The sequence below is a fragment of the endosymbiont of Sipalinus gigas genome (assembly GCF_004296475.1).
GTDB lineage: Bacteria > Pseudomonadota > Gammaproteobacteria > Enterobacterales > Enterobacteriaceae > Nardonella.
Map to the genome: position 1 here is coordinate 45,896 of NZ_AP018162.1, position 14,570 is coordinate 60,465.

The 14,570-nt window shown below is 15.1% G+C and carries 14 protein-coding genes and 1 pseudogene; 8 read left to right on the plus strand and 7 right to left on the minus strand.

Annotation, left to right across the window (positions count from 1 at the left end):
• Positions 1-12 precede the first annotated feature (12 nt).
• Positions 13-1,101 (plus strand): ATP-dependent helicase, encoded by a 1,089-nt coding sequence (locus tag NARSGI1_RS00215; RefSeq protein ID WP_269771057.1) that lies wholly within the window; start codon positions 13-15, stop codon positions 1,099-1,101.
• Here NARSGI1_RS00215 and metG read toward each other — a convergent pair.
• The 3 genes from metG to bamE form a co-directional block, all read right to left on the minus strand.
• The gene (gene metG / locus NARSGI1_RS00220) at positions 1,093-2,715 is read right to left on the minus strand and encodes a methionine--tRNA ligase (protein WP_130616816.1); all 1,623 of its coding nucleotides are present in this window, start codon (positions 2,713-2,715) and stop codon (positions 1,093-1,095) included. The genes NARSGI1_RS00215 and metG overlap by 9 nt on opposite strands.
• Before the next feature lie 315 nt (positions 2,716-3,030).
• On the minus strand, positions 3,031-3,507 hold the full coding sequence (smpB, locus tag NARSGI1_RS00225; protein ID WP_130616818.1) for an SsrA-binding protein SmpB: 477 nt from the start codon (positions 3,505-3,507) through the stop codon (positions 3,031-3,033).
• Positions 3,494-3,844 carry an outer membrane protein assembly factor BamE domain-containing protein gene (gene bamE, locus NARSGI1_RS00230; RefSeq protein WP_130616820.1) on the minus strand — a complete coding sequence of 117 codons (351 nt, stop codon included), beginning with the start codon at positions 3,842-3,844 and terminating at the stop codon, positions 3,494-3,496. Before bamE ends, smpB begins: the two co-directional genes overlap by 14 nt.
• Positions 3,845-3,951: 107 nt before the next feature.
• Between bamE and grpE the strand changes: the two genes are divergently transcribed.
• Positions 3,952-4,605: a nucleotide exchange factor GrpE gene (grpE, locus tag NARSGI1_RS00235; protein WP_130616822.1), complete on the plus strand. Its 654-nt coding sequence runs from the start codon at positions 3,952-3,954 to the stop codon at positions 4,603-4,605.
• 1 nt (position 4,606) lies between these two features.
• On the opposite strand, the gene ung is transcribed toward grpE, so the two are convergent.
• Positions 4,607-5,266, minus strand: coding sequence for a uracil-DNA glycosylase (gene ung / locus NARSGI1_RS00240; protein WP_130616824.1), 660 nt, complete (start codon positions 5,264-5,266; stop codon positions 4,607-4,609).
• A 20-nt stretch (positions 5,267-5,286) separates the two neighbouring features.
• Between ung and NARSGI1_RS00245 the strand changes: the two genes are divergently transcribed.
• The 4 genes and pseudogenes from NARSGI1_RS00245 to aspS all read left to right on the plus strand — a co-directional run bounded on the left by NARSGI1_RS00245 (position 5,287) and on the right by aspS (position 10,263).
• The gene (locus NARSGI1_RS00245) at positions 5,287-7,059 is read left to right on the plus strand and encodes a GTP-binding protein (protein ID WP_130616826.1); all 1,773 of its coding nucleotides are present in this window, start codon (positions 5,287-5,289) and stop codon (positions 7,057-7,059) included.
• Between the two features lie 115 nt (positions 7,060-7,174).
• Positions 7,175-7,855, plus strand: a pseudogene (gene lepB, locus NARSGI1_RS00250) (signal peptidase I); the annotation flags it as partial.
• A 10-nt stretch (positions 7,856-7,865) separates the two neighbouring features.
• Positions 7,866-8,576, plus strand: a complete 711-nt coding sequence (gene rnc, locus NARSGI1_RS00255) for a ribonuclease III (protein ID WP_130616828.1) — start codon at positions 7,866-7,868, stop codon at positions 8,574-8,576.
• Complete coding sequence (aspS, locus tag NARSGI1_RS00260; RefSeq protein WP_130616829.1) at positions 8,563-10,263, plus strand: aspartate--tRNA ligase; 1,701 nt, start codon at positions 8,563-8,565, stop codon at positions 10,261-10,263. The genes rnc and aspS overlap by 14 nt, the downstream gene beginning before the upstream one ends.
• A 6-nt stretch (positions 10,264-10,269) precedes the next feature.
• Here aspS and NARSGI1_RS00265 read toward each other — a convergent pair whose 3' ends face one another.
• Positions 10,270-11,106, minus strand: coding sequence for a peptide chain release factor N(5)-glutamine methyltransferase (locus tag NARSGI1_RS00265; RefSeq protein WP_130616830.1), 837 nt, complete (start codon positions 11,104-11,106; stop codon positions 10,270-10,272).
• Positions 11,093-12,190 (minus strand): PCRF domain-containing protein, encoded by a 1,098-nt coding sequence (locus NARSGI1_RS00270; protein WP_130616831.1) that lies wholly within the window; start codon positions 12,188-12,190, stop codon positions 11,093-11,095. The genes NARSGI1_RS00265 and NARSGI1_RS00270 overlap by 14 nt, the downstream gene beginning before the upstream one ends.
• Positions 12,191-12,302: 112 nt before the next feature.
• Between NARSGI1_RS00270 and NARSGI1_RS00275 the strand changes: the two genes are divergently transcribed.
• Together NARSGI1_RS00275 and pth are read left to right on the plus strand one after the other, a co-directional pair.
• Positions 12,303-12,902, plus strand: coding sequence for a lipoprotein insertase outer membrane protein LolB (locus NARSGI1_RS00275; RefSeq protein WP_130616832.1), 600 nt, complete (start codon positions 12,303-12,305; stop codon positions 12,900-12,902).
• A gap of 4 nt (positions 12,903-12,906) precedes the next feature.
• Positions 12,907-13,476: an aminoacyl-tRNA hydrolase gene (pth, locus tag NARSGI1_RS00280; protein ID WP_172596827.1), complete on the plus strand. Its 570-nt coding sequence runs from the start codon at positions 12,907-12,909 to the stop codon at positions 13,474-13,476.
• Here pth and aroB read toward each other — a convergent pair.
• The gene (gene aroB / locus NARSGI1_RS00285; RefSeq protein ID WP_232513719.1) at positions 13,473-14,570 is read right to left on the minus strand and encodes a 3-dehydroquinate synthase; all 1,098 of its coding nucleotides are present in this window, start codon (positions 14,568-14,570) and stop codon (positions 13,473-13,475) included. The genes pth and aroB overlap by 4 nt on opposite strands.

A 14,570-nucleotide genomic window follows, 5' to 3' on the forward strand; every position in this document is an offset into this window, starting at 1 on the left:
TCTAATTCTAAAATATTTTATCTAGATCAAAATTATAGATCTACTAATAATATAATAAAAGCAGCTAATAATTTAATTTCATATAATAAAAGCAGATTAAAAAAAAAATTATGGACTAAAAATGAAATTGGAGATTTTATTTATTTATATAAAGCCGAAAATGAAATAAATGAAGCAAAATTTATATCAGAATATATAAAAAAAAATATTAATAATATAAATAATTTTGCTATTTTATATAGAAATAATTATCAATCTAGAATAATAGAAGAATTTTTAATAAATAATAAAATACCATATATAATATATGGAGGATTAAAATTTATAAATAGAAAGGAAATAAAAGATATATTATCATATTTAATGTTAATATTAAATAGAAATGATAATATTTCATTAGAAAGAATAATAAATACTCCATCAAGAAAAATAGGTAAAAAATCTATTGATATAATAAAAAAAGAATCATCTTTAACAAACAAATCTTATTGGGATGTTATTAATTACTTAGTATATAATGATAAGTATAAATTACATACAAAAAAATTAAAAAATTTTATAGATATAATAAACAATTTAGATAAAATTATATTAGATATACCATTACATAAAAAAATACACAAAATATTAGAATATACAAAATTATTTGATTTATATAAAAAGGATAATTTTAATTCTTCTAAATTAGATAATTTAAATGAATTAATAAATTCAGCATATAGATTTGAAAAAAAAAATATATATAATAAAAATATATTAGAAGAATTTATATCTAACATGATAATTCAATATGAAGATACTAATATTAGTAATATTGAAAATAAAGTTAAACTTATGACAATACATTCTTCTAAAGGTTTAGAATTTAAATGTGTATTTATAATAGGTATGGAAGAAGGCATTTTCCCATCTAATAAGTCAATAGATAATTCAAATATTGAAGAAGAAAGAAGATTAGCATATGTTGGTATAACAAGAGCTATGAAAAATTTAATATTAACTTATTCTAAATTCAGATTAAATTGCGGTAAATTAATAACAAATAAACCATCAAGATTTATATATGAAATTCCAATTGAATGTATTAAAGTATTAAATTAATTTATTAAGATCTAAAATATTTATTTTTTTTAATATATTTTTATTTAAAAAATTTATTTTATTATATTTTAAAATAAATTTCAAACTATTTTTAGTCAATGATATACCTAAAAATTTTTCTAAATCATATGATATAGTAGGTATTATAGGTTTAATATATAAAACTATTATTTTAAACAAATTTATACTTGTAGAACATATTTTATGTAATTTATTTATATTATTACAATTCCAAGGTTCATTATTTGATATATATTTATTTAAAATATTAGAAAGATCAATAACTATATTTACTACTTCTAAAAAATTAAAATCTTCATATAATTTCCATATATAATCTGATCTAAAAATAAAATCATTATATAAATTAGTATCTATTTCATCAGAAAGTTTATTTTGGAATATATTATTTAAAAAATTTTTTATCCTATATGGTATATTTATTATTTTATCTATTAAAATATAATTTACTTTTATATAAAAATCTTTAATATTAAAATCTATATCATTTATATTTAATGATAATTTTGATGCAAAATAATATCTTAAATAATCAGAATTAAATGTTTTTATATAAGAATCAACAGTTATAAAATTATTGGTAGATTTAGACATTTTATATCCATTAATTGTTAAATGTCCATGCACTATAATTTTAGTAGGTTTTCTTAAATTTAATAAATCTAAAATATATGGCCAAATTATACTATGAAAAAAAATAATATCTTTTCCTATAAATTGATAAATATCATAATTAGAATTTAAATTCCAAAATTTATCAAATAATTCTATATCATTAATATTATGACAAAATCTTTTAAATGTGCTTATATATGAAATAAGAGCATCTACCCATACATAAAAATACTTATTTATTTCATTAGGGATTTTAAATCCAAAATAAGGATAATCTCTTGATATATTATATGATTCCATATCACATATAATAAATTCATTAATTTTATTTATAATTTCTTTTTGACAAAATAATTTTTTTATTAAAACATTATTTTTATTTTTAAAATTATTTAAATTAATAAATATATGTTTAGTTTTTTTTAATATAGGAATAGAATTACTTAATGTAGATTTAGGATTTATTAAATTAATGGAATTATATACTGAATTACATTTATTACAATGATCTCCAAATTGATCTTTAGAATAACATTTAGGACATTTACCAAGTATAAACCTATCAGGTAAAAATATATTATTGTAAACATCATAAAACTGATATATATATTTATAATTTATTAAATTATTTTTTTTAAGTATAAAATAAAATTTATTTATTAATCTTTTATTTTCATGATTATTAGTTAAATAGTAATAATCATGATATATTGAAAAATCTTTAAAATTTTTTATATGTTCTTTATTAAAATTGTTTATTAATAATTCTGGTTTAATATTTAAATCTATTGATTTTAACATTATTGGAGTCCCATGTGAATCATCAGAACATATAAAATAGATAGAATTATTAGTTATTTTTTTATATCTTATCCATATATCAGCTTGTATTTGTTCTAATAAATGACCTAAATGCAAAGATCCATTAGAATATGGTAAAGCGCAAGTTACTAAAATTTTTTTATTAAATAAATTCATTAAATTTACAATATGGTGGAGCTGGTGAGATTCGAACTCACTTCCATAAATAATTATAAATAAAAGTTATTAACATGCTTATTTCTTTTTTTTTATTAAAATATATTAATTATAAAGAAAAATAATTAATATTTAAAAAATATTACTAAATTTTCAATATATCAAAAACCTAAGCTATTGATAAATTTGAACTATTAAACATCATATTATTTTTTGCAAATATTAAGTTTAAAGAATTTTTTACAAGATTTTCATAAACTTGACATGTCTTTTAATGTTATAAAATAAATATGTCTACACCTATTTTCAGCCCCATTAATAATTTTTATTACTTTTTTTTAAAATGTATAATTTTTTTCTATCCCACTCTCTGTTTTTTATATTTTCTCTTTTATCATATTTATTTATCCCTTTAGCTATACCTATATTTAACTTTATAAAAGAATTCTTAAAATATATAGATAAAACAACTATTGCAAAACCTTTTATTTTAGACTTTATATATAATTTATATATTTCATCCTTATTTAACAAAAGTTTTCTATTTCTGTTTGTAATACATGAATCTATATTAGATATATTACTAATTGGATTAAAAATAGAATTAATTAAAAAAGCTTCATTATTTTTTATTTTTATATAACAATTACTTATATCTACTTTTTTATAAAAAAAAGATTTTACTTCCCATCCTTGTAATACTATACCAGATTCTATTTTTGACTTTATATCATAATTAAATAAAATTTTATTATTCTCTAGTAAATTAAAAATAGTATTATTTTTTATCATCCTTTATGTATATTTTAACTAAAACATCATTAAAAAAAATTAATTTAATTTTTTTTATTATTTTTATATTTCCAAAAAAAGTTATTTTATAATATAGATATATCCATATATTTTCATCAAATGGACTAATTAATATAGGAGAACCAATTTTTTCTATAACTTTTTTTTTATCATCTCCAATATTTAAAGAGTTAGCATGATAATCATCTATATAAACGCCATAATATGAACATCTATTAATTAATTTTTCATTAGAACTTTTATTAACGATTAAATTATTACAGTTTGATATATTAAATATATTTATAACTAAAAAAAATATTAAAAAATAATTCATATTCTATTTATTAATTTAAAATTTTAATACTTTTTTTTATATAAAAAAAGTATATTATAATAAAATTATAAATAATTATAATTAATAATCAATAGGTGTTAATAAAAATGATAAATGATTTATATAAAACTAATAAAAACAATTTAGAAGAAGAAAATAAAAACAATTTAGAAGAAGAAAATAAAAACAATTTAGAAGAAGAAAATAAAAACAATTTAGAAGAAGAAAATAAAAACAATTTAGAAGAAGAAAATAAAAACAATTTAGAAGAAGAAAATAAAAACAATTTTTATAATATTAATGAAATATTAAAATTAAAAGAAAATATAGAAAATTTAAACAATAAATTAATTAATAATAATCTTTATTTTAAAGCTGAAATAGAAAATATAAAAAAAAGACACTCAATAGAAATAGATAAAATACGTAAACTATCATTAGAAAAATTTATGTTAGATTTGATACCTATAATAGATAATTTAGAAAGAACATTAGAACATAAAGATTCTAAAATTGAAAATATAATAGAAGGTGTAGAATTAACATTAAAATTATTAATAAAGGTAATAAACAATTTTGGATTATTTTCAATAGATAAAATAAATGTTCCATTTGATCATAATATACATCAAGCAGTTGTATTAGAATTTTCAGATAAATATAAAGATAATTATATTACTGAAATATTAGAAAAAGGATATATATTAAATGACAAACTAATTAAACCCGCTATGGTAAAAGTATCGACTAATAAAAAATAAATTATAAATTCCAATTTATAATTTTATTATTTTTAATTAAAATATTATTAGATATAAAAAAATGATTACATCCTATAAAACCTTTATTAACAGATAAAGGTGAAGGATGTGATGATTCTAATATATAATGTTTTTTATTATTTATTAATTTTTTTACTTTTTTGGCATAAGATCCCCATAACATAAATATAATACTATTAAGATTGTTATTTATAAAACTAATAGCATTATTAGTAAATATTTCCCAACCAATATTTATATGAGATTTAGGTTTATTATTTTCAACTGTTAATATTCTATTTAATAATAAAACTCCTTGATTGCACCAATTTAATAATAATCCATGATTAGGATATTTAAAATAACTTATACTTCTATATAACTCATTATATATATTTAATAATGATGGAGGTATTTTTATATTTTTATTAACAGAAAATGCTAAACCGTTAGCTTGATTTATTTTATAATATGGATCTTGTCCTATTATTACAACTTTTAAGTTATTAAAATTTGTAAATTTAAATGCATTAAATATATCATTTAATGAAGGTAAAATAATTTTTTTTTTTTTTATTTCATTATATAAATATTTTTTTAAATTAATAAAATATATTTTTTTTTTTTCTTTAATAAAAAAATTTTTCCAATTTAAATTCATTTTTAAGAAAAATAGTTAAAATGAAAAATATAAGAAATTTTTGTATTATATCACATATAGATCATGGTAAATCTACTTTATCAAAAAGTATATTAAAATTTTCTAATTCTAATTTAGAAAATAATATTGATAATACAGAATTAGAAAAAGAAAAAGAAATAACTATAAAATCTAAAAATATAAATTTTAAATATAAATTAAATGATTATATATATAATTTAAATTTAATAGATACTCCAGGTCATACAGATTTTTTAAATGAAATATATAAATATTTTTTAGTATGTGAAGGGGCAATACTATTAATAGATTCTACTAAAAGTATAGAATCACAAACATTATACTTATATAATAATGCTATAAAATATAATGTAAAGATTATTACTGTAATAAATAAAATTGATTCTATAAATTCTGATATAAATAATACTAAAAAAGAAATAATAGATATATTAAATATAAAAAATGAACCGATATTAGTATCTGCAAAATATTCAATAGGAATAGATGAATTATTAAATAATATAATAAATAAAATACCCTATCCTAAAAAAATATATAATGATTTTATCGCAATAATAATAGACTCTTGGTTTGATAAATATTTAGGAATATTATTATTAATAAAAATAAAACAAGGAAAATTAACAAAAAAGGATACTATTAAATTTTTTAAAGATGATAAATTATATAAAGTAAATAAATTAGGTATTATAAATAATAATATAAAAATAGAATGTGATGAATTATTAGACGAAGATATAGGATGGATATCTTGTTCTATAAAAGAAAAAGATAATATAAATTTTAATAATATTTTAATATCTAATAAAACCAAAAATATACCAAAAAAATATTATAATTTTATAGAAGATATAGATAATACATTTCCTAAAATATATGCGAATATTATTGTTGATAATATAAATGAATATAATATATTATATAATTCTATAAAAAAAATAAGTATAAATGATACATCATTATATTTTGATAAAAATTTAAAAATATCAAAAAATGGTTTTAAATGTGGATTTTCAGGAACTTTACATATAGAGATATTTAAAGAAAGATTAAAAAGAGAATTTAATATAAATATTAAAATAGTAAAATCTAATGTATTATATGAAATATTAACTAAAGAAGAAAAAATAATAAAATTAAGTAATATTAATGATATAAATAATTTTAATATAAAAGAATTTAGAGAACCTATATGTAAATGTATTATAATAACAATATATAAATATATTAATAATATAAATAAATTATGTTTTATTAAAAGAGGTAAATTAATTTATTCAAGAAATATAAATATTAATTTTATAGAATTAATATATGATATTCCTATGTCTGAAATAATTTATAATTTCTTTGACGAATTAAAATCAATATCTAAAGGATATGTTTTTTTTAATTATAATTTTAAATATTTTAAAAAAACTGAATTATTTTTATTAGAAGTATTAATAAATAATAAAAAAATAAATGAATTAACATTTATAGTAAATAAAAATTATAATATTTTTTGTGAAAATTTGATTAATAAAATAAAGAAAAATATATGCAGAAAACAATTTGATATAAAAATACAAATATTAATTAATAAAAATATAGTAAAAAAATGCATAATAAAGAGATTTAGAAAAGATGTTATATCTAAATGTTATGGCGGTGATATAAATAGAAAAAAAAAATTATTAAAAAATCAAAAAATAAAAAAAAAATATATGAATAAAACTGGATTAGTTAATATTACAAGTAATGATATATATTCAATTATTAAAATATAAAATGATAAATATTATTTTATTATTTTTTTTTATATTTAATTATTTTTTATATAAAAAATATAATTTAAAATTATATACGTATATAATAAAAAAAATAAATGAGTTTAAATATTTATTATATATTATTATACTTTCTTTTTTTATTAAAAAATTTTTATATGAATTATTTTATATATCATCAAATTCAATGTTTCCAACTTTATCTTCAGGAGATATAGTTTTAGTAAAAAAGAATAGTAAATATATAAAATTAAATAATTTAAAAAGAGGTGATTTAATAGTATTTAAATTTCCTATTGATAATAAAAAAAACTATATTAAGAGAATAATAGGCTTACCTAAAGATAAAATTATATATAATAGAATAAATAAAAAAATAATAGTAAAATTCAATAATAATAATTACATAAAATATTATAATTATAATAATATAAATTCACTTATATTAGATAAAATAAAAAATTTAAACTTAAATTCTAATTTAGATTATAAAAATTTTAAAATAATAAAAGAAAAAATAGGTAATTGTGAATATGATATTTTAATATATAAAAAACAAATAGATTTTCTATATAATTACTATTTAAATTCTAATAAAAAAAATACCGTAGAATGGATAGTCCCTGAGGGAGCTTATTTTGTATTAGGTGATAATAGAGATAATAGTTTTGATAGTAGATATTGGGGTTTTGTTAAAAAAAAATTATTAATTGGAAAAGTAAAATTTATATTATTTAATATTAAAGAAGTATATAAGATTTTAATAATTAAAAATTTAAAATTTATTAAAAAATAAATATATAATTATGAATATATTTTTAAAAATTTTAAATTTAGAAAAAAAATTAAAATATATTTTTAAAAATAAGATTTTATTACTACAAGCTTTATCTCATTCTAGTTTTAGTAATATAAATAATGAAAAATTAGAATTTTTAGGTGATTCTATATTAAATTTTATAATAACTAATAAAATATATGAAAAATTTTCTAATTTAAATGAAGGAGAAATGAGTAATTTAAAATCTATATTAGTAAAATCTACTACATTAACAAAAATAGCAAATAAATTTGAAATATATAATTATATATTATTAGGAAAATCTGAATATAATAAAAAAAAATATATAGAAAATTCAATATTAGCAAATTCTATAGAAGCTATTATAGGAGCTATATTTTTAGATAGTAATATAAAAAAGGTTAAAATTATAATAGATAATTTATATTATGATTTTTTTTTAAATATAGATAATTTTAAAAATACAAATAAGGATTTTAAGTCTTTATTACAAAACTTATTACAAAAAAATAAAATATCTTTGCCTAAATATATTGTATTAGATAATATAGAAAATAAGAAAAATAATTATATATTTTTAATTATATGTAAAATAAAAGAATTGCATATATCATCATATGGTATAGATAAAAATAAAAAAAAATCAGAACAATTAGCCGCAAAACAAATGTTACAAATATTAAATTTATTTAATTTGAATTATGAATTATTTTAGAAAATGTGATTGTAATAGCTTAAATAAATATATAAATAAATATATATATATATACGGTTGGATAGATGATAAAAGATATATAAATAATAATTGTTATTTTATTGAAATAAGAGATTTTTATGGAAAAATACAAATAAACTTCAATAAAAAAAATATAAATAATAATTCAATTTTTTATATACTAAAAAAAATTAAAAATGAATCTTGTGTAAAAATATATGGTTTTTTAAAAAATAGACCAATAGATAAAATAAATTATGAAAAATTAAATGGAGATTTAGAAATAATTGCTACAAATATATTAGTAATAAATTATTCAGATGAAATACCTATAAATATAAATAATTTTTCTGAAAAGAATAAACTAAAATTTAGATATCTATATTTAAGAAAAAATTTAAATTTAATAAAAATAAGATCATATATAACATATGAAATACATAAATTTATGAATAAAAATAAATTTATTAATATAGAAACACCAATATTATCTAAATATTTACCAGAAGGGGCTAGAAATTACATAGTAAACAGTAGAATTTATGAAAATAAATATTATTCATTATCTCAATCACCTCAAATATTTAAACAAATTTTAATGATGTCTGGAGTTAATAAATATTATCAAATAGCTAGATGTTTTAGAAATGAAGATTTAAGATCTGATAGACAGCCTGAATTTACTCAATTAGATATTGAAGTTTCGTTTTTAAAATCAAATTATATAATATATATATCAGAAAAATTAATAAAATTTTTATTTAAAAAAATAAATAATATAAATATAGAAAAAATAAAAAAAATAAAATTTAAAGATTCTATTATAAAATATGGAACAGATAAACCAGATTTAAGAAATTTTATAGAATTATTTTATATAAATGAAATATTTAGAATAAATAAAGATATAAACAAATTTATAAATAAAAAAATATTTAATAAAAAAAATAAAATAATTTCTTTTTTTAATTTACCTAATATTAATATAAATTATTATAAAATTTTAGAAAATTTTAATTTTAAAAATATAAATTTTTTTATAACTAATAAAAACAAAATATCAAAATTTTTAAATAAAATTTTTAATAATTTATTTAAACTAAATTTATTAAAAATAAATAATAATACAAAATATGATATATTTATTATATTAATTGGAGATAAAGATGAAATATATAAAAATTTATTAAATATAAGAAATTCTTTATTTAAAGAAATTAAAATGTATATAAATAATGTAAAAACATCTTTAATATGGATAACAAATTTTCCTATGTTTAAAGAAGTAAATAATAAAATAGAATGCAATCATCATCCATTTACATTACCAAAAACTATTAATAATATATATAATATAAATAATAAAAAAAAAATATTATCAATATTATCTAATTCATATGACTTAGTATTAAATGGATTTGAGATAGCAAGTGGATCAGAAAGAATAAATAATAAAAATATACAAAATACTATATTTGATATAATAAATGTAAATAAAAATAATGAGTTTAATTTTTTTTTAGAAGCTCTAAAATATGGAACTCCAAATCATTCAGGGATAGCTTTTGGATTAGATAGATTAATAATGTTACTAAATAATTTAGATAATATAAAAGAAATTATTCCTTTTCCTAAAACATCATCATTTAAAGATATAATGACTGATTCTCCTAATAAAATATTTTAAATATAATTACTTTATACCATAAGAAAATCTTTTAATATTATTATTATCTTTTAACTTATTAAAAATTTTAAATTTTGATGATAATAATAACTTTATTAAATAATCTTGATTAAATCCATGTTCAAATATTATTAATCCATTATCTTTTAAAAAATTATAAAATTTATTTATTAAATATTTAATATCATATAAACCTGAATTATTAGATATAAGTGATTTTTTAGGTTCATATAAAATACTTTTATTACATAAATTCAATTCATTTAAAGATATATAAGGAGGGTTACTAACTATTATATCAAATTTTATTTTTGAATTAAAATTAAACCAGTCACATAATATAAAATGTATATTTTTTGAATTTAAGTTTAATGAATTTTTTCTAGCTAATTCTATAGAATTTAAATTTATATCTATACCTATAGTGTAAGATTTTTTTATATTTTTAGATAAACATATAGCTATATTTCCAACTCCAGTACCTAAATCTAAAATATTATAAAATTTATTATTATCTATATAATTTAATATAAAATCAATTAAACATTCTGTTTCTATTCTTGGTATAAATGAATTATTATTAATTTCAAAAAAATATGACCAAAAATATATTTTATTAATATAAAATTCTATTGGTATATTTCTTATTACTTTAGATAATAAATTATTCATAATTAACAAATTCTTATTTAATAAATAATTATATTTATATAAAAATAAATTATCTAATGGTATATTATTAACATAACTTAATATACTATATAAATAGTAATTATAGTTTGATATATTAAATTTAATTAATATATTTTTTGATATACATAACCAATCATTATAAGTTAACATTTTTTAAAAACATTTCAAATTTATTAGATATATATTTATCTTCTATAAAATTTATTATTATATCTAAATTACCACTGTTTAATATTTCTTCTAGTTTATTTAATCTTAAAGAGATTCTATGATCAATTATCATATTATTAATATAATTATAAGTTCTTATTCTATCATTTCTATATCCAGATCCAAATAATTTTTTTTTTAATATAGATTCATTATCTTTTTTTTTTTTTAAATTAAATGAAATTATTTTTTCTTTTAATATATTTAATGCTTTAGATTTATTTTTATGTTGTGATCTTTCATCTTGACATTCTACATTTATCCCAGTAGGTAAATGTATTACTCTAACTGCAGAATTTGTAGTATTAACATGTTGACCTCCAGCTCCAGAAGATTTAAATGTATCAATTCTTAAATCAGATATATTTAAACTAAAATTATCTACATCACTGTCTATTGGAGTTACAGCTACTATACAAGTAGATGTATGTATTTTTTCTTGAGATTCTGTTTTTGGTATTCTTTGAACCCTATGACCTCCAGATTCGAATTTAAGTTTATCATAAGATAGATTATTATTAATTTTTATAAAAATTTCTTTTATACCTCCATTTTCATTTTCTACTTTATTAAGTATATCAAATTTCCATAAATTTCTATTAAAATATTTTTGATACATCTTAAATAAATTGATAACAAATAATGAGGATTCATTACCTCCTGTTCCTGATTTTATTTCAAGAAAACAACCTTTATTTTTTTTTTCAGAATATTCTAATGTAATAATTTTTTTTAAATTATTCTCTATTTTATTTTTTAAATTTAAAAATATATTTAATTCTTCACATGCTAATTCTTTTATATAAGAATTAGATTCTATTTCTTTTTTACAAAATAATATACTATTATATATATTTTTTAATTCATTAAATTCATCTATTATTGATTTTAATTTTATATATTCAAAATTTTCTTTTTCTATATTAATTTTATTAAAAATATTTTTTTTGAAATTTAATTCTATATTTTTTATTTTATTTTTTATTATATCTATATGTTTTAAAAAAAAATAATACACATCCATATTAAATTGTTATTTTGATTTTTAATATAAAAATATTATAATATTATTTTATAATATTATATTAATTAAAATTAGTTTAAATAAATTAATTTTAAAAATTAAAAGAAAAAATATGACTAATTTTATTAATTTTTTTATTTATTTATTAGTATTATATAATATATTAAATATTAAATATTCTAATACTGAAAATTTATACTGTAATAAAAATTCTATAAATTATGAAAAAAGTAGTAAATGGAAAAAAAATAAAAATATGTTATTTAAAATAAAAAATTTTGAAGTTAATGGAAATATTATATTTAATAATGAAAAAATGAAAAATACTTTAATAAAATTTTATTGTAATAATATAAAAAACAAATACTTTAAATTTAAAGTATATACATATGGAATAAATTTAATTGACTTCGTTTCTTATCCAAATAAAAAAGAAAAAATAAAAAAAAATAAAATAATAAAAAGTTTATATGTAGAAAACTTTCCAATAAAAAATTTAAAATTATGGTTAATAGGATTACCTTCTAATTCAGATAAATTTGTATATAATAAGAATGGATATTTAAAAGAAATAAAACATAATATATATAATATAATATATCATGAGTATTATGATAATTTAGAACCTAAATTACCTATTAATATAGAATTTATAGAAAAAAATAGTAATAATAATTTCTATTTAAAAATATGTAATTGGAATTTTTATTAATGCATTGAATATAAAATTAATATCTGGATTAGGAAACAATTTTCCTAAATACATTTATAATAGACATAATATAGGATTAATTTATATAGAAAAATTAGTATTTTTTTTTAAAAAAAACATTTTTAAAATAGAAAAAAAAAAATTTGGAAAAATATTTTATTTAAACGTAAAAAATAATATTATACATATATTTATATCAAATTCATATATGAATTTGATAGGAAAAAATATAAAATTAGTATTAGACTATTTATCTATTATAAATTATAGCAATATACTAATTGCTTATGATGAGATGAATTTAATTCAAGGTCGCTCTAAAATAAAATTTAATAAAATTAATTCTAGTCATAATGGGATTAAAAGTATTATAAATAATATAAATAATAATAAATTTTATAGAATAGAAATAGGAATAGGAAAATCTATAAATAATACACATAATTATTTACTAACAAATTTTAATATTAATGAAAAAAATAAAATATATAAATCAATAGAAGAATGTATATTGGCTACTGATATATTAATAAATAAAGGATTTATTAAATCATCAAAATTTTTAAATAATTAAAATTCTTCATTATTACATTTATATATTGAAGACTTTATTATATCATGTGAAATATTTTTTAAAATTTTAGATTTTCCTATACTTATAGGAATTATTATATTTATTGAATTATTATCATTTTTTTTATCCTTTTTCATATAAAAAATATAATCTTCATAATTCATATTTAATGGTCCTTTTATTGGTAATCCGGCTTTATTTAATATATTTTTTATTCTTATAGCATCATTTATATTTATATTTTTAGTTATTAAAGAAGTATATACAGACATCATTATACCAGCAGATACAGCTTCTCCATGAGACCAATTACCATAACCTAAAAAAGATTCTATAGCATGACCATAAGTATGACCTAAATTTAATAATGATCTTATATTTTTAGTTTCTTTTTCATCTTTATTTACTATACTTAATTTTATTTTACAACATTTATATATACAATAATTTATTTTTCTAAAATCAAGATTTAATAAAAAATCAATATTATATTCTAACCAATTAAAAAATAATTTATCTAAAATTATCCCATATTTTATAATTTCAGATAATCCTGATATAAATTCTTTTTTTGGTAATGTTTTTAAAAAAAATGTATCTATAAAAACAGCATTAGGTTGATAAAATGTTCCTATCATATTTTTTCCTAATGGATGATTTATACCGTTTTTACCCCCTATTGATGAATCAACTTGAGATAATAATGTTGTTGGTATATGTATAATTCTAACACCTCTTTTATATATTGATGCTACAAAACCTGATATATCGCCTATTACTCCACCTCCAAATGATATTAATATTATATTTCTATCATATTCATAATGTAATAAATTTGTAAATATATCATTCAATATAGTTAACGATTTATTATTTTCACCATCTTGTATTATTATTTCATTTATAATTAAATCAAATTTAATTAATATTTTTTTTAAAAAATTTAAATGTATTTTATATAGTATATTATTAGTTATTACTACTACTACATCATTTTTTTTTAAAGGAGATAAATTATTTATATTTGATAATAAATTAAAATCTATTTTTATATTGTATTTATTATTATTTAAATTTACATTTAATTTATACAT

What these genes read in the sequence shown, in the direction of transcription:
- metG (WP_130616816.1), bottom strand. Translation starts at nt 2,715, where the DNA reads ATGAATTTATTTAATAAAAAAATTTTAGTAACTTGCGCTTTACCATAT.
- smpB (WP_130616818.1), bottom strand. Translation starts at nt 3,507, where the DNA reads ATGATAAAAAATAATACTATTTTTAATTTACTAGAGAATAATAAAATT.
- bamE (WP_130616820.1), bottom strand. Translation starts at nt 3,844, where the DNA reads ATGAATTATTTTTTAATATTTTTTTTAGTTATAAATATATTTAATATA.
- grpE (WP_130616822.1), top strand. Translation starts at nt 3,952, where the DNA reads ATGATAAATGATTTATATAAAACTAATAAAAACAATTTAGAAGAAGAA.
- ung (WP_130616824.1), bottom strand. Translation starts at nt 5,266, where the DNA reads ATGAATTTAAATTGGAAAAATTTTTTTATTAAAGAAAAAAAAAAAATA.
- NARSGI1_RS00245 (WP_130616826.1), top strand. Translation starts at nt 5,287, where the DNA reads ATGAAAAATATAAGAAATTTTTGTATTATATCACATATAGATCATGGT.
- rnc (WP_130616828.1), top strand. Translation starts at nt 7,866, where the DNA reads ATGAATATATTTTTAAAAATTTTAAATTTAGAAAAAAAATTAAAATAT.
- aspS (WP_130616829.1), top strand. Translation starts at nt 8,563, where the DNA reads ATGAATTATTTTAGAAAATGTGATTGTAATAGCTTAAATAAATATATA.
- NARSGI1_RS00265 (WP_130616830.1), bottom strand. Translation starts at nt 11,106, where the DNA reads ATGTTAACTTATAATGATTGGTTATGTATATCAAAAAATATATTAATT.
- NARSGI1_RS00270 (WP_130616831.1), bottom strand. Translation starts at nt 12,190, where the DNA reads ATGGATGTGTATTATTTTTTTTTAAAACATATAGATATAATAAAAAAT.
- NARSGI1_RS00275 (WP_130616832.1), top strand. Translation starts at nt 12,303, where the DNA reads ATGACTAATTTTATTAATTTTTTTATTTATTTATTAGTATTATATAAT.
- aroB (WP_232513719.1), bottom strand. Translation starts at nt 14,570, where the DNA reads ATGTATAAATTAAATGTAAATTTAAATAATAATAAATACAATATAAAA.